Origin of the sequence: uncultured Jannaschia sp., assembly GCF_947494055.1 — a bacterium.
Classification (GTDB): Bacteria; Pseudomonadota; Alphaproteobacteria; order Rhodobacterales; family Rhodobacteraceae; genus Jannaschia.
Map to the genome: position 1 here is coordinate 12,621 of NZ_CANLTR010000007.1, position 18,343 is coordinate 30,963.

Below are 18,343 nucleotides of genomic sequence, written 5' to 3' on the forward strand. Positions count from 1 at the left end.
GTCACCCGCCAACCAGATGCGCGCTCGAACCTGGCAAGGTCGACCCTTGCCGGCTCGTCCGGTCGACCTTTCCAAGCATGAGGTCGCGGGACTTCAGACGTTCTAGCGACACCATTTCTTTCGATGTCGCGTGGTGTACTCCATCTCGAGCAATTAATCGCTCGACCCTATTACGATCTCAGCCGCCATTCACCGTCTGACGGGCTCCACGAGACGTTGACGTCCGGGCTCCGGGTGGATTTAGACAACGCATGCCTGATCAAGCCGCGATGCGCGCGCCCGACCTCTTTGCCAGACGCCGCAATACAGGGACGCCTGCCGCGGCGCCCGTTCGGGCGGGGTACGAACCGCGGATGGACGTCCGAGATGCCTGACCCGATACCCGACCGCGCCCCCGCAACCGAAGGTTCGGCGGATCCGGCGGAAACGCAGGCTGTCGCGACGCCGGGGACTGCGCCCGAGACGGAGGGCGACAAGCCCGCGGCGCGAGCCGTCCCGCGTCATCTGCTCATGGGAATCGAGGAGCGCTATCTCGACGCCGCCGCCGCGATGGACACCCGCGAGCTGTTCTACGACCAGGGCATCGCCGTCCTCGTCAATGCCGTTCGGCTGCGACCCCGTCCGGAGGGGCTCGGTCCGGAATACGATCTCCTCAAGGCGGAGATGGACCTTCCCTATTACTTCATGGAATATTCCGACATCGCGCAGAAGGGCATCGACCCCGTCGCCCATTACATGCTCGCCGGCGGTCGCGAGGGCCGCAATCCGACGCCGCTCTTTTCCTCCAAGCTCTACGTCAAGCGCTACCCCGAAGCAGTCGAGAGCGGCCTGACGCCGTTCGGCCATTACCTGACGCATCGTGCGGGCGGCACGGTGAAGGCCGCGCGCTTCGGGCAGCACGACGAGCTTGCCGCGATCCTCGGCCTGACGCCGGAGGCGGCCGCGGACCATCTGAAGGAACGCGTCGGCAGCATCCGAGACCGTCTAGAGAGCGGGGAGCTCGGCCGGATGGTCGACCGGGCCAACGCGCTCGACCCGCTGATCGGGCAATCCTGGCGCAGCGCCGCGCGCATCCGCTGCCTGCCTTTCAGCTCCGACCTGGTGATGGCGCGGATCGTCGCGCTCAACGACATGCAGGCGGCCGCCCGGTTCCGCCGCGCCCGCTTCGTCGTCACCCTCGGCCGGCGGCCGCGCGACATTCATGTCGGCGCGCCGGAGATGGTCAAGCAGATCGTCCGCGCCCTCGCCGCCGAACACGGGGCCGAGGAGATCGTGCTCGTCTCGACCGATCCGGAGGGGCCACCCGCGACGTCCGATCTGCCGGCCGGCCTGCGCGTCATCGATTGCGCCGATGCGACGCGCAAGATGAACGCGGCCAACGCGCTGCGCCCGTTCTTCGAGTTCATCCGGTCGTTGCGGCCGGAGATCTGCATCATCGCCGACGACCCGATGAGTTGGGAAATGCTCAAGGTCTACGGCCGGGCGCTCTCGGCGAGCGTCGATCTGGTGGGCCTTTTCGGCCGTGTCGGCGTGGACGACCACAACTGGCGCAGCCCCTCGGCCGCGCAGCATTTCTACCGTCATTTCGACCTGCTCTCCGCGGTCTGCTCGGACAGCGAGACGACGCTGGCACGCTTCGCCGCGGACTATCTCGTCCCACCGGCGCAACGCGCCAAGCTGCGCCTGCTGGAACCGGCCGTCTTCGACGAGGCCCCCTCCACGGGCGAACGCGTCAATGTGCTGTGGATCTGTCAGGAGGCGGATCTGAGCTTCGCCGAGGAACTCGGCCGCCTCGCCCGAGGCCGACCCGAGCTCAGCTTCGCGGTGCAGCTGCCGACCCGCCAGCGGAACATGACCCTGCCCCGCTTCGACCACCTGCCGAACGTGCGGACCCACATGGCCCCTGTCGATGGCGGGCCCGTCGCCGAGGCCGACGTCGTTCTCGCGCCGGGCAGCGGCATCGACCCGACCGTGCTGCGCGCCGCCGTCGCCGGCAAACCGCTCGTCGCCTCCGAGGCGGTGGCGTGCGATCTGGGCCGCGCGCCGGACGGTGCAGACCCGGCCGCCGCGCTCGACCGCATCTTCGCCGACCTGCCTGCGGCGCAGGCGGAGGCGGCGGAGTTGGCCCGCGCGCTCCGGGCGCGGCGCAACGACGCGCGGTTCCGCGCGCAACTCGCCGACCTGCTTGGCCACATCCGTAGGGGGTCCGACGTATGACCGATCTCACCGTGGCGATCACCGCCCATGCCGAGACCGTCGTCGCCGGCCCGTCCTTCCGCAGCTTGCGCGCTGCACTCGCCCCCGTGCGCGAGAGGGGCTACGACGTGCAGCTCCTCCTCGGTCTCGATAGCTGCACGCCGGCCTGCCGCGACTACATGACCCAGCCGGACTTCGTCGATTTCGAACGCCATGATTACGCCTTCCGCGACCAGGGCCGCACGCGCAACGCGCTGATCGGGGCGGCGCGGGGCAAGTGGGTCGCCTTCCTCGACGCCGACGACTTGTTCTCCGAGAACTGGCTGATCCGTGCGATCGAGGAACTTGAAGCGGCCGAGGCGACGGGACGCCGCGCCATCGTCCATCCCGAGTTGAACTGGCAGTTCGACGGGATCAACCACGTCTATTCCAACCCGGCGCAGGACCACCCGTTCTTCTCGCCCTACGTGCTTGCCATCGCGAATTACTACGACGCCATGTGCGTCGCGCCTCGCGCGGTGTGGGAGGAGCTTCCTTTTCCGGACCGCGCGATCGCGGACGGCTTCGCCCTGGAAGACTACCAGTGGTTCGTGGAGGCGACGGCGCTTGGCTGGCGGCACGTCGTCGCGCGTGACACGATCATCTTCAAGCGCCGCCGCGACGCTTCGCAGACGCACGAGAGCCGAGGGACGAGCGCCGTGATCCGCGCGATCGAGCCGCTGGCGATCGACAATCTCGAGAAGCTTCTGCCGAAGACCGGCACCTCCTCCTGACCGGCGCGTCGAACCGGGGGGTCGCAGGGCCGTAGGACCTACTCGGCGACGAGGACGGGGCCACCGAGACCCGGATGGTCGAATGCCGGGCGACTCCCGCCGGATACGCGCGGGCCGCCCCTTCGACCGTCACCCAACGGTACGTCGGACGACGTGCCCGCGATCAATAGCGACTGCAGTCGATAAACCCGATGAGCCATCGGGCATGCTCCATTCGGCGCGCGTTCTCGGACCTCCGCCCTCTGCGAGGCTTTGCCCGTTGGCAGCAGACCCCACTCTCCCCGTCGGACAAGGATCGAGCCTAACGTCAGGACAGACGGTCGAGCAGGTCGATCGCCGCCTCCAGCCGCGCGTCCGGCTCGGGCAGTTCCCTGCGATGGACGAGGCGCCGGCTGCAACGCTCGACGCCGTCCGGCACGTCCTCCGGCACCTCGCCGGCGAAGTCGAGGGCGACGGCGTCCGGGCCCGCCGAGACTCCCTCGAGTTCAAGCCGGGTCGCGAGTGCGCGGAGGCGAGCGAGCCGCAGCGCCGCGACGACCTCGGGCGGCGGCGGGCCGAACCGGTCCTCCACCTCGTCGGCGAGTCGCGCGGCCGCTTCCGGCGTGTCGATCCGGCCGAGACGGACATAGAGCGTCGCACGCATGTCAGCGCTCGCGATGTAGTCGTGGGGCAGGCTCCAGGGCGCATCGACATGAATATCCGGCCGCCGTATCCCGCCCTCGCCCTTCGCCACACGCAGCGCGTCGGCCAGCATCGCCGCGTGCAGCGCCGGGCCGACCCGCGCGTCGTGCCCGGTTTGCGCCAGACCGAAGAGATCGCCCGCGCCGCGCCGGTCGAGATCGGCCACGGAGAGCGCGAGCCCGGCGCCGAGCGTATCCATCGCCGCGACCGTGTCGAGCCGCCGCTCGGTCGCCTCGGTCGGCGGATCTTCCGGATCCGTCAGCAGCCAGCAATAGGCCTGCCGGCTGCCACGGCCCACGCGCCCGCGCAATTGGTGGAGCTGCGCGAGCCCGAGGAGGTCGGGGCGCAACACGATCATCGTGTTCGCCCGCGGCACGTCGAGCCCGGATTCGACGATGGTCGTCGCCAGAAGCACGTCGCCCGCGCCGTCGGCGAAGGCCGTCATCGCCTCGTCGATCTCGCGCGCCGGGCGGTCGCCATGCGCCACGCGCACCGACAGGTCGGGGGCGAGTTCGGCCAGCATCGCCTTTGCCGCGTCGATCTCCTCGATCCGCGGCACGATGACGAAGCTTTGGCCGTGCCGCCGGGCCTCGCGTCGGAGCGCGTCGCGGATCGCGCCCTGTTCGGCGGGCGCGACGATCGTACGGATCGGACGACGGCGGGCCGGGGCCGTGCGGAGCAGGCTCAACGGCCGCACGCCCGCGATGGCACCCTCGAGCGATCCGGGTATGGGCGTCGCCGTCATCGAGAGCGTATGGACGGCGGCGCCCATCGTGCGCAACGCGCGCTTGTGGGCCCGGCCGAAGCGCTGTTCCTCGTCGATCACGACGAGGCCGAGCGCCTCGAAGGCGACCGACTTTCCGAGGATCGCATGCGTGCCCACCACGACGCGAACCGACCCGTCGGCGAGCCCCGCGCGGACACGCCCGGCCTCGGCGGGCTTCGTCAAGCGTGACAGCGCCGCGACCTCGATCCCGACCTCGGCAAGCCGCCGGCCGAAGGTCGTCGCATGTTGTCGCGCAAGCACGGTGGTCGGCGCGACGATGGCGACCTGCATCCCCGCAAGCGCGGCGGCGGCGACGGCGCGGATCGCCACCTCGGTCTTGCCGAAGCCCACGTCGCCGACGAGAAGCCGGTTCATCGGCCGCCCCGAGGCGAGGTCCGACAAGACCTCGGCGATCGCCGCGCGCTGGTCCGGCGTCTCCTCCCAGGGGAAGGAGGCGGCCACTGTCTCGTAGGCGGCCTCATCCGGTTTCAGGACCGGGGCCTCCACCCCGGCGCGACCGCGCGCGGCCTCGACCATCGCTTCCGCCGACTTGCGGATGGCACTGGCGAAACGGGCGCGGCGACGCGCCCACCCCTTTCCGTCGAGGCGGTCGAGCGCGACGCCGTCCTCGTCCTGCCCGTAGCGCCAGACGAGCCCGGCCTCGGAGGCCGGTACGAGCCGTACGCCATCGTCGCCGTAGACGATTCGCAGAGCCTCGCCCCCGTCCACCGGCTCGAGCCCCTCGAAGCGACCAAGCCCATGCGCTTCGTGCACCACCAAGTCGCCGGTATGCAGTTCGTGCGCCTCGGCGATCCAGGGGGGTGGTGCGGCCGCACCAGAGGCCGCGGCGGCCTGCCGGCCGAGCACGTCGCGCGCGGTCAGGACAAGGATCTCGCCGTCGCGATGCCCGTGATCGAGCGGCGCGACGAGCGTCGCGGCCCCGCCCTCCGGCGCCGCTTCGGCCTCCTGCCACGTCCCGGCGCGCAGGACATCCGCGCCGGCCATGCGGGCCAAGCGCGCGCGTTCGCGCGGCGTGCCGGCAACGAGGATCGTGCGCCCCGCTCCGGCGATCGCCTCCCGCAGGGCGGCGCGGGGCCGGGCCTCGCCGGCGATGACGGGGGGGCGTGCCACGCCGTCGAGGCGGATCTCCCCGGCTGACTCGCGCCAGCCACTCCATTCCGCCGGATCGAGGTAGAGCCGGTCGGGCGGCAACGGACGTCGCGCGCTGCCGCCGTCGATCTCGGCCTGCATCCGCTCCTCGCAGGCCGTCGCCAGCCCCGTCAGCACGGTGCCCACCGATCGCAGCGCGGCGGGCGTTCCCGTGAAGCGGGCGCCGGGCAACACATCCCGCAAGGTCGCCAGCCCGTCGTGATGGTCGGACAGCCAATGCTCCCCACCCGGCGCATGATCCTGCGCGACCACTGCCGGAAGTTCGCTCGCCGCGTCGATCACGGCGCGATCCCGGTCCGCGATGGTGCGCTGGGACGTCGCATCGAAGACGTGGATCGTGGCGATGCGCCCGTCCTCGAAGGTGATCCGCAGGGGATGGTCGAGCGCGGCCGGGAAGACGTCGAGCACGGCGCCGCGCAGGACCACTTCGCCCGGCTCGTCGATCCGGCTTTCCTCCCGGTAGGCGAGCGCGGCGAGACGGGCCATCACCTGCTCCGCGTCCACCGTCGCGCCGATCGCGATGTCGAGCGCATCGCTGACATCCGGCGGAACGATGCGCTGGATCACGGAGGCCGGTGTCGTGATCACCACGCATGGCGCGTTCCCGGCCTCGGCCATGCCGCGAAGCGCCGCCATCCGTCGGCCCATCGTGGCAGGCGACGGCGAAGCCCAGTCGTAGGGCAGGCAATCCCATGGCGGCAGGAGGTGGATTGCGAGTTCGGGATGGGTCGCGCGAAGGAAGCTGGCGATCGCTTCGGCCCGTAGCTCGGATGCCGCGACATGGATGGCCTGCGGGGCTTCGTTCGCACGCATCCAGGCGGCGAGGCGCAGGGCCTCCGCGCCCGTTGGTCTGTCCTGCGCCATCCGCTTCCCCTGCCGCTCGGCTGGCAAACTGTCAGGCCCCGCTCGGGTTCCGCGACCGGGCGCGTTGCCGCAGGGTCCGGCGCGGCGAGACGCCTAGCGTTGCGCCGTCCGCCTCCGCCACGCGAGCCAGGCCAGAAGCCCCGCACCCACCGCGCCCGCGATCATGACGAAATGCCGGGGGCGCAGGCCGTGTCCGGCGACCGTCATCTCGCCCGGCATGTAGCGCGGGTCGAGCAGGCGAGTGTCGGCGAGGAACTCGCCGAACATGTCCTCCTCCGGCGGCGGCTCGATTGCCTGAAGCGCACGTCCTCCGGTCGCGTTGAGCGACTCGATCGCGTCGATCAGCCTGCCCTTCTCGCGCAGCCGCTCCTCCACCGTCTCGACGGACACGGCGAGATGCTCGGCCAGAAGCCGCGTGCGGAACGCCCGGACAGAATCCTGCGGTCCCTCGAAGGCGATGTCGCATTCGGTGTCGAACCCCATCGACCGATCGTCGAGGTTGCTCGATCCGATCCGCAGGATCTGGTCGTCCACGATGAAGATCTTTGCGTGGACATAGATCGGCTCGCCGTCGGACGCGACCGGGTGATAGATGCGGAACCGGTTGCCGTGATCGGCCGTGCGCAGCCGCTCGATCATCCGCGCGCGAAGGACGTGCATCGCCCTGTCCTCGAGCCATTCCAGCGCGGCTTCGGGGTTGATGATGACGATCTCGGGACCGGTCTCTTCCCGCAGGCGCGCCTCGAGAGCGTCGCAGACGGTTTCCGCCGAGAAGTACTGCGACTCGATGTAGATCACGTGGTCGGCCGCGGCGATGCTGTCGAGGATGAGTCGTTCGATCTCGTTCGTCAGCTCCTCCCCGTCGAAGGGCGGGCTTGTCCGCGCGATCGCCACGTCCACGTTCTCCGCGGCCACTTCCAGATCGTCCGGCCAATCGATTTGCCGGACGTCATCGGGTGGCGTCAGTTCCTCGCCCGTCGCGCGCAGCCAACGTCCACGCGACAGGTCGCCCAGGGCCTGAGCGACCGGTCCGGTGAGCGCGGAGGTCGCATCGTGCCACGGCTCGGAGAGGGAGCCGTTCTTGCGGGCGCGCCGGGGATCCTTCGGCAGGTGCTCGGACGTGTCCCATCGGCCTTCGGTCGCGTCGATGCCGCCGCAGAAGGCGAAACCGTTGTCGGCGACGATGATCTTCTGGTGATGACAGGCGCCGAACGGATGATGGCCGTCGAGCGCGAAATGGATCCGGTCGTCGCCGAAGACGTCGAGCGCCACTGTCGGCAGGAAGCGCCCCGGCGCCACCAGGACGGCTCCGTTCCACTTGAGCATGTAGACATTCAGCTCCGGCGTGCGCGCGACGACGGCCTCGAGGAACGGGCCGAGCGCGTTGGGATAGCCGTCGGGCGCCAGACCGTCCGCGTCGCTTTCACCGGGCAGCATGTCGATCTCGAAGTCGAAATCCCAGCCGACGAGAAGCAATTCCCGCTTCGCCGCGAGAAAGATACAGCGCAGCATCCGGAAGTAATCGGCCGCGTCGACAATCAACGCCAGCTTGTCGGCGCGCGTGACGCGCCAGCAATTCTCCCCCGGCTTGAAGATCGAAGACGATGCGTCGGGATTCCGGGACCTCGTTTCGTTCACGTCCACTCCTCGCAGTTCTTCGTCTCTCGGTCGGGCCTGCAGGCGGATGCTCGATTCCACCGGCGCCATGCGCCGCTCGGCAATTCGCCTGACCGCGGCGTTGCCAGCGGACTTAGCCGTTAACCTTTCGGATTTCCACCGACAGGTTCGGGTTCAGGGTCTGAGCGAGGAAAGACCCCGTTCGTGGACTTGCCGCCGCAAGCCTGTTGTGGTCGCAGAATCGGAGCCCCGCGCGACGGACGCAAGATCAGAAGAGGTCCACGTCATTGCCGACCTGAGCGCGCTTCGCGGAATCCGACCCGAAGGACGGGGATGGCGTCGTGAGCGGACACGCGGTGAGATTGGCCAGCAATCCCCGCCGGATCTCTTCGAGGGGGATCGCCGCGATGTCGGGCCGCGCGTCGACCTCCGCATCGTCCGGAACGGCAGCCGAAAGGCGGTCGAGAAACGTCGAAAGCGCGACGACATGCTGCGAGAGCCGGTCGAAAGCCTGCAACCGTGCCCGCGCGTCCCGATTGCCCAGGGCCGAACCGTCGCCCTCGATGGCCGCGGCCTCGAGCTCCGACAGGGGGCCATGCAGCCGACCCACCTCGCGCGCGACGTTGCGGATCACCCGCTGGAGGGGCAGCGGCTCGGACAGGGCGTGCGGGGTCACAGCGGGCCCACCACCTTCTCGATGCAGTCGCGCAGTTGCGCCGGCGTGAAAGGCTTCTTGAGGATCGAGTTGACCCGGAGCGCCTTGCCGCGCGCGACGACGTCGGCCGTGGGCGAGCCGGTCACGAGGATGAACGCCGTCTTCTGCGTCTTCGGACTGCGGCGCAGGTATTCGAGCAGTCCCAGACCATCCAGGCCGGGCATGTTGTAGTCCGAAAGCACCAGGTGCACCGGGCGCTGCTGCAGCCGATGGAAGGCCGACTTGCCGTCATTCTCCTCGCAGTAGTTCCACACCCCGAGCGCGTCGAGGCCCTGGGTCAGGAGGCCACGGCTGGTCGACATGTCGTCGACGACCATGACCTGAAGCTTTTCGCGAATGCCCATATCACACGTCCTCTTTCGTTATCCGGCCGCGAGGCCACTCTGCATCTTCCGGTAGGCCGTCACGCCGCAACTGCGCAGCATGGCCGTCGCCGGCCCGGACAACCGCTCCGAATGGCCGATCATCAAGTGACCGTCCGGCGCGAGGAGGTCGGCGAAGCGCTGCCACAAGCGGGACTGCGTGGCGGCATCGAAGTAGATCGCCACGTTGCGGCACAGGATCACGTCGAACTGCCCCTTCATCGGCCACGGCTCCATCAGGTTGAGTTCGCCGAAGGAGACGAGTTTTCGCGTGGCTTCGGACATCACGAAGGTGTCGCCTTCAGCAATTGTCTGTGACTGCCGCATGCCGGTCGGGATGGCCTCGCGCTCCGCCAACGGGTAGCGGGCCTGGACCGCGCGCTGCAGGATGACCGGGTCGATATCGGTCGCGAGGATGCGGAAATCGTACTGTGCCACGTCCGGACAGAGGTCGAGGACGGTCAGCGCCAGCGAATACGCCTCCTGCCCCGCCGAGCAGCCCGCCGACCACAGCCGCACGCGTCGTCCGGCCCTGGACCGGGATAGCAGCTCGGGCAGCACGGCTGTGCGAAGCTGGTCGAAATGGTGCTTCTCGCGGAAGAACTGGGTGACGTTCGTGGTCAGCGCCGAGAGCATCTCGCGCTGTTCGTCCTTGCCGAGCGGGCCGCGGAGCATGTCGCAATACTCGCCGAAGGTTTCGAGCCCGAGGAACCGTAGCCGCTTGGCCAGGCGGGAATAGGCCAGCTGCTTCTTGCAGGGCTCCAGGAACAATCCGAAGTTCTCGTGGGCGAGCGCGGCGATGTTCTGGAAATCGCGGTCGGTGAACGGATAATCCCCCCGGACGGCGGTGGCGACCATCAGAGGACCTCCTCCATCGCGGTGACGACGTCGCTGACGCTGATGATGCGGATGACGCCGGACTCGGTTGTGATGAGTCCGCGGATGCAGGACGTGCTCGTATCCCGCTTGGCACCCGGCGCGTCGCGGATCTGGTCGGGGGTCACGCTGAGGATGCGGCGCACCGCCTCCACGGCGAGGCCGATGATCTTCTCCTCGTGCTCGATGATGACGATCACATGCCGGTCGGTCGGCTCGATGTTCGGGAACCCGAACAGCGCGGCCAGGTCGATGATCGGAATGACCTCGCCGCGCAGGTTCATCGTGCCCATCATGTAATGCGGGGAATGCGGCAGCGTGGTCGTCGGAGACCAGCGGCGGTTCTCGCGCACCTGCTTGATGTCGATGCAGAAGTCCTGACCGGCCACGATGACCGTGGCATAAAGCTCGGCCGGTGCGGCGAGCGCCTCCGCTTCAGGCGGCATCTTTCTTCTCCTCCGTGGGATGCACGTCGTCCGGGCCCGGCCGCATCGCACCGGCGGGCGGGTCCTCGGCGATACCGTCGGGATCGACGATCAGCGCGACCTTGCCGTCGCCAAGGATGGTCGCGGCCGAAATGCCGGCGATGTGACGGTAATTCTTGGCGAGGCTCTTGATGACGACCTGTCGCTTGTCGACGACGCCGTCGACGGCGAGGGCAATCCGCGATCCGTTGGACTGGATCACCAGAAGCGTTTTCTTGGTCAGCTTCTTCGCCCGCACCGGATGGCCCAACCGCTCGGCCAGGTCGATCACGGGCAGGTACTCCCCGCGATTGGCGAACAACGTGCGTGCGGTGCCCAGCTGGCTCAGGTCGTCCTTGTGGGGCCGGATCGCCTCCTCGATGCTGGCGATCGGCACCACCATCGTCTCGTTGCCGAGACGAACGACCATGCCGTCGAGCACGGCCAGCGTCAGCGGCAACAGGATCGAGAAGACCGACCCCTCGCCCGGCGTCGACGCGATGGAGATGCGGCCGCCAAGCGCGGCGATCGACGTCTTGACGACATCCATGCCGACCCCGCGGCCCGAGAGGCTGGTGACCGAGGAAGCGGTCGAGAAGCCCGGCCGGAACAGGAGTTGATCGATCTCGGCGTCCGTGAGATCGGCCTCGGCGGGGATCAGCCCCTTCTCGACCGCGATCTGCCGGATGCGCGGACGGTTCAGACCCGCGCCGTCATCGGCGATCTGGATGAGGACGTCGCCCGACTTGTAGCAGGCCGTGAGCTTGACGGTTCCCTTCTCGGGCTTGCCCGCATCGCGACGCTTTTCCGGCACTTCGAGGCCGTGGTCGATCGAGTTCCGGATCATGTGCGTCAGCGGATCGGCGAGCTTCTCGATCACCTTCTTGTCGACCTCGGTCTCCTCGCCCTCGATGACGAGCTGCGCCGACTTCCCGGCAACGTCCGCCGTCTCCCGCGCGATCCGGGTCATGCGCTGGAAGAGCTGCTTGACCGGCTGCGTCCTCAACCCCATGACGCCCTCCTGGATATCCCGGGCGAGTTGCCTGTAATCGTCGAGGTCGGTCACGATCTCGGGCGTCAGCGGCACGCCGATCTCGCGCACGCGCTGCGTGATCATCGCCTGGTTGATGATGAGTTCGCCCACCGTATTGATGAGCCGGTCGATCCGGTCGACATCGACGCGCAACGTCGGGCGCGCTTCCTTCTTGGCGGCGGCGGCCGGGGCGGCCTCGGGCGTCTTCTTCGCGGAGACGTTCTTGCTGGTTGCCGGGATGTCCGTCTTGTCCGCGGGCAGGTCTTCCAGGGACGGCAGTTCGGGCAAGTCCGCCGCGACCTCCATCGAAGCGGCGGGCGACGCATCCGACAGGTCGGGGAGGTCGGGCAGGCCCGGCATGTCGTCGGGACCCAGATCGCCGAGGTCGGGCAGGTCCGGCGATCCCGGTCCGTCACCCCCGCCCTCGGGTTCGGTGACGGTGATCTCCAGTTCGCAAAGCCCGTCGACGAACTCGAACACTTCGCGAACGGCGCCCTCGGGCTCGGTCGAGACGAGCGTGATCTCCCAGGCGAGATAGCTCTCCTCCCAGTCGAACGCATCCACGGCGGGCAGGCGAGAGACGTCCGCCGCCACCGTCACCTCGCCCAGATCCGCGAGCGCACCGATCAGCACGAGCGGCTCGTGGCCGTTGGCGTAGAGGTCGCGGTGGGGAGCGAAGGCAATCATGTAGGTCGCGGGCCCCGACCCGGCGCCGTCAAGAACCGGCAGGTCGAAGTCGAAATCCGCCCCGACAGCGTCGAACACGAACTCCTCCTCGGGCGCGGCGTCCTCGCCGAGGACGGCCTCAAGCGCTTCGGACGTGGTGGCGACCGTCGCGGCGTCGAACGGAATCTCGTCGCGAGCGGCCTCCACCAGGTCGGCCAAAACGTCGCCGGAGCGTTGCAGCAGGGCGATGAGTTCGTCCGCAGGTTCGAGATCGCCCGAACGGATGCGGTCAAGCACGGTCTCGAAGGTATGCGCGAAGCTCACGAGGTCGTTCAGGCCGAACGAGCCTGCCCCGCCCTTGACCGAATGGACAGCGCGGAACACGGCGTTCACCGTCTCGCTGCCGTGGTCGCCATCGGCCATTTCGCCGAGTCCTTCGTTGAGGGCCTCGATCAGGTCCTCGCATTCCTCGAAGAACGTCGCTCTGATCGCGTCGAGTGCAGCCATGGCGTCAGATACCGGTAATGCGCTTGAGGACGGAGACGAGGGAGGCCTCGTCGAACGGCTTCACAATCCACCCGGTCGCGCCGGCCTTGCGGGCGCGGTCCTTGAGCTCGGCGCCGCTCTCGGTCGATAGCACGATGATCGGCACGGTCTTGTTGATTGATCCCGTGCGGATACCCTCGATCACGCCGAATCCGTCGAGATTGGGCATGTTGATGTCGGTGATGACGACCCTCGGGGCGGTCTCAGCGAATTTCTCCAGACCGTCCACGCCGTCCACGGCCGTCGTGACCTCGAAGTCGTATTCCTCGAGCGTCGCGGCGAGCAACGTCCGGATCGTGCGCGAATCGTCGATGGCGAGAACCTGGGCCTTCATGCGGCAGCTCCCTCGTGGCTGAGGGCGTCGGCGAGGATTTCGGCGAGGCCCAGGGTTTCGAGGCTTCGGGCGACGGCGCCCGAGGGGTCGGCGATCCGCAGCGACACGGCGTCCTCGGCCCAGGTCCGCGCTGCGACCGCGAGGGTCTGCGCCGCTTGCGCGCCGACCTGGACGGCGTTCGTGCCGTCGATCGTCACGGGGGTTCCGCGTGCCACGACGAGAAACTCGGCAAGCTCGCGGACGATGTCGTGATTGAGGGCCGCGGGAAGTGTGAAGACCGCTGGTTCGGGTGTCTTGGTCACGTCGATCTCCGCATCTCGTCTCGGGCACCGTTCGCGGCGGTGCCCCGTGATGGCGGCGATCTAGGCGGCAGAGGCTAACGAAGGGTGAACCGTCTTTCGGCCGAAAGGAAAAATGCAAGGCAAAATGCCCGTCGTCCTTAAGGCCGCCTTCACCCTCCGCGTCGATGACCGCGGGCGATGACCGGCCTCGCAAGCAGCGCAGGACGGACCGACACAAGCACGAAGGTTCAGATTGATGCGACGCCTCACCGATCTACCCCTGTCCACAAAGCTCCCGGCCGCGATCACGGCCCTCGTGGTCACGACCGTCACCGTGTCGACGACGCTGCCCGCCCTCCTCGGCGGTCGGATCACCGGTAGCCTGCTCTTCGCGCTGGAGCTCGTCCTGCTCGCCGCGTTCGCCACGATCGTCGGCGTGTTGATCGCCCGGGGGATCAGTCGGCCGCTGCAGAACATCTCCGGCGCCCTCCGGGCGATCGGCGCCAGGCGGTTCGACACCGATATTCCCGAAGCGACGCGCGGCGACGAGATTGGCCGCGTCGCAAAAGCCGCCTCCGAGTGCCGCGACCAGCTCGCCGCGGGCGAAGAGGCCAACGGCGAGAAGCATCACCTCATTGAGGCGATCGGCTCGACCCAGGGCATGATCCAGTTCGACCCGAAGGGCACAATCCTTAAGGCGAACGACGTATTCTTCCAGATGATGGGCTACGCGCCCGACGAAATGATCGGTCGCCATCATTCCATGTTCGCGCCAGAAGGCCATGCCGACACCGCCGAGTACCGGCGCATGTGGGACCAGCTCGCCGCCGGGCAGCCGCTGCGCGGTACGTTCGAGGGCGTCGGCAAGGACGGACGCAGGATCTTCATGCAGGGGTGCTACAACCCGGTCCGCGACGAGGCCGGGAAGGTCGTCGGCATCGTAAAGATCGTCGCCGACGTGACCGAGTCCGAAACCCGGCGCCGCCAGCTCGAGGAGGAGACCGCCGAACAGGCCGCCATCATCGCGGCGATCAGCGACGGGCAGGCGATGATCCAGGTCGACACGAAGGGCAAGATCCTCGCGGCCAACGGGAACTTCTCCGACATGATGGGCTACGCCGAGGCGGAGATCGTCGGCCGTCACCATTCGATGTTCGCCCCGGACGACTTCGCCCAGTCCGAAGAGTATCGCAATCACTGGCGTGCGCTCGGCCAGGGCAAGACGATCTCGGGGGTGTTCGAGCGGGTCGACAAGGCCGGCCGCACCGTGTGGGTGCAGGGCTCCTGCAACGCCGTGCGCGACCGCGACGGCGAAGTGGTCCGCATCGTCGAGATGGTCACGGACATCACGCGGGCCGAGACCGAGCGTCTGGAGGGCATCGCGCACCGACGCGCGATGGAGGCCGACCTGTCGCAGGTCATCGACCGGCTGAACGGCGCACTCTCGAACCTCGCGGACGGCGATCTGACCATCCGCATCAATGAGGCCTTCGCGCCGAGCTACGACGACCTGCGGCAGAACTTCAACGCCGCCATCGCGCAGCTCGACGAGACGATCTCTGCCGTCGCCCTCAACGCCGCCAACATCCAGAGTGAGTCGAACCAGGTCGGCAGCGCCGCCGACGACCTCGCCAAGCGGACCGAGAACCAGGCCGCCGCACTGGAGGAGACCGCCGCCGCACTCGAGCAGCTCACGACCAGCGTAAAGGCCGCGGCCGAAGCAGCAGACACGGCCGGCGCCGACGTCTCCGGCACGCGCAAGGCCGCCATCGACAGCGGACGGATCGTCAAGAAGGCCGTGAAGGCCATGAGCAAGATCGAGAAATCCTCCGAGCAGATCAGCCAGATCATCGGCGTGATCGAGGACATCGCCTTCCAGACCAACCTCCTCGCCTTAAATGCGGGCGTCGAGGCGGCGCGGGCGGGCGATGCCGGGCGGGGCTTCGCGGTCGTGGCCTCCGAGGTCCAGGCGCTCGCCACCCGCTCCGCGGATGCGGCCAAGGAGATCAAGGCGCTGATCTCGACGTCGTCGCAGCAGGTCGAGGCCGGCGTGGAACTCGTTGACGAGACGGGCAAGGCGCTCTCGACCATCGTCGAATCGGTCTCGGCCATCACGTCGCTCGTGGAGGGAATCGCCTCCTCCGCCCGCGAGCAATCGGTCGGCCTCAGCGAAATCAACACCGCCGTCGGCCAGCTCGACCAGGTGACGCAGCAGAACGCCGCGATGGTCGAGGAGGTCAACGCCGCCAGCCAGACGATGCGCGTCGAGACCATGTCGCTCGCCGACCTGATGGGCCAGTTCACGACCGGAGAGGCGGCCAATGCGGGCCGCGCGACGGGCCGGAACAACGTCACGGCGATGACGCCGCGTCCGAGAGCCGCTGCAAGCCCGCTCCGCGCCCAGGGCAACGTCGCGCTCGCCGACGAATCGCAGACCCTGATAAACAACTGGGAAGAGTTCTGAGACCCGACCGAAAGGCAGGGGCGTTCGCGCCCCTGCCCCGCCTTGATATGACGACGACCGAATTGTTCTTCCCCAGTCAGGAATATTCCAGGTGAAACCGATCCGGGTCCTGGTGGTTGACGGGTCCCCGACCACGTGCGCCGTCTTCAAGACGGAACTGGAACGTGACCCCGGGATCATCGTCGTCGGGACGGCCTCGACCCCGCTTGCGGCAAGGGCGGCGATCATTGCGCTCGATCCCGATGTCCTGACACTCGACATCAGGCGCCCCGGCAAGGGCGGGCTCTCCTTTCTCGAGAAGCTGATGCGCCTGCGGCCGATGCCCGTGATCGCCGTCGCCTCCGAAATCGCCGGCGGTCGGAACGCCAGATCCGTGCAGGCCCTGGCCCTCGGCGCCTACGACATCTTCCTCAAGCCCGAGGACGGAAGCCGGGCGCATGCCTACGATCCCCTGCGCGCACGGGTGCGCGGCGCCTCAAAGATGCGCGTCCTTCTGCGCGACGGCCCGGCGACGCCTGCCCCCGCTCCGGACTTCGTCCCCGACGGTCGGATCGTGGCGGTCGGCGCGTCGACCGGTGGCGTCGATGCCCTTATCACGCTCCTGTCCGACTTTCCGGAGAACTGCCCCCCGACCGTCGTCACCCAGCACATGCCGGAAGCCTTCACCGCAAGCTTCGCGAGCCGCCTCGACGCGCATTGCGCCGCGGCGGTACAGGAGGCCACGAACGGTGCGCCGCTGGAGCCGGGCCGGATCTATCTCGCGCCCGGGGGATCGCACCATCTCGAAGTCATGGGCCGGGAAAGGCGCGTCTGCCGGCTCAGGGAGGGCCCGACGGTCAACGGCCACCGGCCCTCGGTGGACGTGCTGTTCCATTCCATAGCGAAGCTGGACGCACCCGCCCTCGGCGTGATCCTCACCGGCATGGGCGACGACGGCGCGCGCGGACTCGCCGCGATGCGCGAGGCCGGCGCGCGAACGCTCGGCCAGGACGAGGAATCGAGCCTCGTCTACGGCATGCCGCGCGTGGCCCACGAGATGGGCGCCGTCGAGAAGCAGCTGCCGCTGTCGCGGATGACCCGCGCCGTCCTCGAGCAGTGCAATGCCGTGTCCACCTCGGCGCGCGTCGCCTGACCGCCATGATGGCTCAGCCGAACCGGGAGGCCGCATGATCCTGCACGTCGCACAGGGAACCCAGGCGGTTTCCGCCGATCCGGAGGCGATCATCACGACCGTCCTCGGATCCTGCGTCGCTGCCTGCTTCTTCGATGCACAGGCCGGTCTGGGCGGGATGAACCATTTCCTCCTGCCCGAGAGCAAGGCGCATTCCTCGAAGAACGTCATCTACGGCGCCCAGGCGATGGAACTCCTGATCAACGACATGATGAAGAAGGGCGCCCGCAAGGAACGGATGCAGGCCAAGCTCTTCGGCGGGGCCCGGATGGTCGACGGCCTCTCCGGCATCGGCGCGGCCAACGCCGCCTTCGCGCTGCAATTCCTGCAGGACGAGGGCATTCCCTGCGTGGGACAGTCGCTCGGCGGAACGACCGCCCGGCGCTTGCGGTTCTGGCCTGCGACCGGGCGGGCGACGCAGAAGTGCTTCGTCTCGACCACGCCGCTCGTGACGAAGCCCGAACCGGCCTCCGTCTACAAGTTCGACTTCACCCAGTTCTGACTTTCGGACCCGAACCCAAGCCCCGTCAGGCGAGCCCTTCGGTGACGATATGCATCGTCGCGCCGCAATGCTTGCAATGGACCGCGTCCGGGTCGTGCAGCAGCAGACCGCACCGGTTGCATTCCTGCCGCACCTTGGGCGGCCGGAACAGCACCTGCAGCAGCCGCAGGAACAGTGTCACGCCAAAGATCATCACCGCCACCGACAGCATCCGCCCCCACGGACCGGTCAGCGTGATGTCCCCGAACCCCGTCGTCGTCAGCGTCGTCACCGTGAAGTAGAGTGCGTCGGCGTAATTCCCGATCTCGGGATTCACCGCCCACTGGGTCGTGTAGATGAGGCCGGTCATCACGAACAGGAATACGCCGAGATTGACGGCGGCGAGGATGATGTCCTCGTGCGCGCGAAAGTAGCGGACATCCTTCCGAAGCTGCGCGAGCAGGTGATAGCTGCGCAAGAGCCGCAACGTCCGCAGGATCCGCAGGAATCCCAGTCCCTCGCCTGCCACCGGTGCGAGGAACGACACGATCGCCGCGATGTCGGCCCAGGTCGTGAACCGCATCAGGAAGTAGCCCCGCTCCGTCTCGAGACGCAGGCGGATGAGGAAATCGGCGAGGATCAGGACCCCGAAGATCGCGTCGAGCACCTCGACCGTCGGCGAACGCGGGAAGAACGAGGTGACGATGACGAACACCACCGTCAGGACGTCGAACAGCAGGAGCGCGTAGCGGAAGCGCCGCGCTGCCCGGGTATGGTCGAGATAGAGCGAGCGGATGAAGTCGGACGGGTCGGGGCGGGTCTGCGAACGCGACATGCGCCTTGTTCGCACGGAGGCGACAGCGACCGCCAGCCTTCGTCTGGG

General features: G+C 68.2%; 15 protein-coding genes. 5 read left to right on the forward strand and 10 right to left on the reverse strand.

All coding sequences use genetic code 11. The features are described from left to right. The first annotated feature begins 366 nt into the window (after window positions 1-366). Window positions 367-2,217: a hypothetical protein gene (locus Q1A87_RS08825; RefSeq protein ID WP_299649895.1), complete on the forward strand. Its 1,851-nt coding sequence runs from the start codon at window positions 367-369 to the stop codon at window positions 2,215-2,217. After that, entirely contained in the window at window positions 2,214-2,969 is a 756-nt protein-coding gene (locus Q1A87_RS08830) for a glycosyltransferase family A protein (RefSeq protein WP_299649898.1), read from the forward strand. The genes Q1A87_RS08825 and Q1A87_RS08830 overlap by 4 nt, the downstream gene beginning before the upstream one ends. Window positions 2,970-3,276: 307 nt before the next feature. On the opposite strand, the gene Q1A87_RS08835 is transcribed toward Q1A87_RS08830, so the two are convergent. The 9 genes from Q1A87_RS08835 to Q1A87_RS08875 all read right to left on the reverse strand — a co-directional run bounded on the left by Q1A87_RS08835 (window position 3,277) and on the right by Q1A87_RS08875 (window position 13,365). Further along, window positions 3,277-6,450 carry a DEAD/DEAH box helicase gene (locus tag Q1A87_RS08835; RefSeq protein ID WP_299649901.1) on the reverse strand — a complete coding sequence of 1,058 codons (3,174 nt, stop codon included), beginning with the start codon at window positions 6,448-6,450 and terminating at the stop codon, window positions 3,277-3,279. Window positions 6,451-6,543: 93 nt separating this feature from the next. Then, a complete protein-coding gene (locus Q1A87_RS08840) occupies window positions 6,544-8,088 on the reverse strand; it encodes a phospholipase D-like domain-containing protein (protein WP_299649904.1) in 1,545 nt (514 codons plus the stop codon). Window positions 8,089-8,335: 247 nt separating this feature from the next. Continuing rightward, window positions 8,336-8,743, reverse strand: a complete 408-nt coding sequence (locus Q1A87_RS08845) for a hypothetical protein (protein WP_299649907.1) — start codon at window positions 8,741-8,743, stop codon at window positions 8,336-8,338. Beyond that, window positions 8,740-9,126, reverse strand: coding sequence for a response regulator (locus Q1A87_RS08850; RefSeq protein WP_299649910.1), 387 nt, complete (start codon window positions 9,124-9,126; stop codon window positions 8,740-8,742). The genes Q1A87_RS08845 and Q1A87_RS08850 overlap by 4 nt, the downstream gene beginning before the upstream one ends. A gap of 18 nt (window positions 9,127-9,144) precedes the next feature. Beyond that, complete coding sequence (locus Q1A87_RS08855; RefSeq protein WP_299649913.1) at window positions 9,145-10,002, reverse strand: protein-glutamate O-methyltransferase; 858 nt, start codon at window positions 10,000-10,002, stop codon at window positions 9,145-9,147. Next, window positions 10,002-10,466 (reverse strand): chemotaxis protein CheW, encoded by a 465-nt coding sequence (locus tag Q1A87_RS08860; protein ID WP_299649916.1) that lies wholly within the window; start codon window positions 10,464-10,466, stop codon window positions 10,002-10,004. Before Q1A87_RS08860 ends, Q1A87_RS08855 begins: the two co-directional genes overlap by 1 nt. After that, on the reverse strand, window positions 10,456-12,690 hold the full coding sequence (locus Q1A87_RS08865; protein ID WP_299649919.1) for a chemotaxis protein CheA: 2,235 nt from the start codon (window positions 12,688-12,690) through the stop codon (window positions 10,456-10,458). The genes Q1A87_RS08860 and Q1A87_RS08865 overlap by 11 nt, the downstream gene beginning before the upstream one ends. 4 nt (window positions 12,691-12,694) lie before the next feature. Continuing rightward, on the reverse strand, window positions 12,695-13,063 hold the full coding sequence (locus Q1A87_RS08870) for a response regulator (protein ID WP_299649922.1): 369 nt from the start codon (window positions 13,061-13,063) through the stop codon (window positions 12,695-12,697). Beyond that, on the reverse strand, window positions 13,060-13,365 hold the full coding sequence (locus Q1A87_RS08875) for an STAS domain-containing protein (protein ID WP_299649925.1): 306 nt from the start codon (window positions 13,363-13,365) through the stop codon (window positions 13,060-13,062). The genes Q1A87_RS08870 and Q1A87_RS08875 overlap by 4 nt, the downstream gene beginning before the upstream one ends. 235 nt (window positions 13,366-13,600) lie before the next feature. Here Q1A87_RS08875 and Q1A87_RS08880 point away from each other — a divergent pair, with 235 nt between their 5' ends. The 3 genes from Q1A87_RS08880 to Q1A87_RS08890 all read left to right on the forward strand — a co-directional run bounded on the left by Q1A87_RS08880 (window position 13,601) and on the right by Q1A87_RS08890 (window position 17,481). Continuing rightward, window positions 13,601-15,808: a methyl-accepting chemotaxis protein gene (locus tag Q1A87_RS08880; protein ID WP_299649928.1), complete on the forward strand. Its 2,208-nt coding sequence runs from the start codon at window positions 13,601-13,603 to the stop codon at window positions 15,806-15,808. Window positions 15,809-15,899: 91 nt separating this feature from the next. Beyond that, window positions 15,900-16,940 carry a chemotaxis-specific protein-glutamate methyltransferase CheB gene (gene cheB / locus Q1A87_RS08885; protein ID WP_299649931.1) on the forward strand — a complete coding sequence of 347 codons (1,041 nt, stop codon included), beginning with the start codon at window positions 15,900-15,902 and terminating at the stop codon, window positions 16,938-16,940. A gap of 34 nt (window positions 16,941-16,974) precedes the next feature. Next, window positions 16,975-17,481, forward strand: a complete 507-nt coding sequence (locus Q1A87_RS08890) for a chemotaxis protein CheD (RefSeq protein WP_299649934.1) — start codon at window positions 16,975-16,977, stop codon at window positions 17,479-17,481. 25 nt (window positions 17,482-17,506) lie between these two features. Here the strand turns inward: Q1A87_RS08890 and Q1A87_RS08895 are convergent, their stop codons facing one another. Then, window positions 17,507-18,295 carry a potassium channel family protein gene (locus Q1A87_RS08895; RefSeq protein WP_299649937.1) on the reverse strand — a complete coding sequence of 263 codons (789 nt, stop codon included), beginning with the start codon at window positions 18,293-18,295 and terminating at the stop codon, window positions 17,507-17,509. Between the last annotated feature and the right edge of the window lie 48 nt (window positions 18,296-18,343).

What these genes read in the sequence shown, in the direction of transcription:
- Q1A87_RS08865 (WP_299649919.1), bottom strand. Translation starts at nt 12,690, where the DNA reads ATGGCTGCACTCGACGCGATCAGAGCGACGTTCTTCGAGGAATGCGAG.
- Q1A87_RS08890 (WP_299649934.1), top strand. Translation starts at nt 16,975, where the DNA reads ATGATCCTGCACGTCGCACAGGGAACCCAGGCGGTTTCCGCCGATCCG.
- Q1A87_RS08825 (WP_299649895.1), top strand. Translation starts at nt 367, where the DNA reads ATGCCTGACCCGATACCCGACCGCGCCCCCGCAACCGAAGGTTCGGCG.
- Q1A87_RS08830 (WP_299649898.1), top strand. Translation starts at nt 2,214, where the DNA reads ATGACCGATCTCACCGTGGCGATCACCGCCCATGCCGAGACCGTCGTC.
- Q1A87_RS08870 (WP_299649922.1), bottom strand. Translation starts at nt 13,063, where the DNA reads ATGAAGGCCCAGGTTCTCGCCATCGACGATTCGCGCACGATCCGGACG.
- Q1A87_RS08895 (WP_299649937.1), bottom strand. Translation starts at nt 18,295, where the DNA reads ATGTCGCGTTCGCAGACCCGCCCCGACCCGTCCGACTTCATCCGCTCG.
- Q1A87_RS08850 (WP_299649910.1), bottom strand. Translation starts at nt 9,126, where the DNA reads ATGGGCATTCGCGAAAAGCTTCAGGTCATGGTCGTCGACGACATGTCG.
- Q1A87_RS08880 (WP_299649928.1), top strand. Translation starts at nt 13,601, where the DNA reads ATGCGACGCCTCACCGATCTACCCCTGTCCACAAAGCTCCCGGCCGCG.
- Q1A87_RS08860 (WP_299649916.1), bottom strand. Translation starts at nt 10,466, where the DNA reads ATGCCGCCTGAAGCGGAGGCGCTCGCCGCACCGGCCGAGCTTTATGCC.
- Q1A87_RS08855 (WP_299649913.1), bottom strand. Translation starts at nt 10,002, where the DNA reads ATGGTCGCCACCGCCGTCCGGGGGGATTATCCGTTCACCGACCGCGAT.
- Q1A87_RS08835 (WP_299649901.1), bottom strand. Translation starts at nt 6,450, where the DNA reads ATGGCGCAGGACAGACCAACGGGCGCGGAGGCCCTGCGCCTCGCCGCC.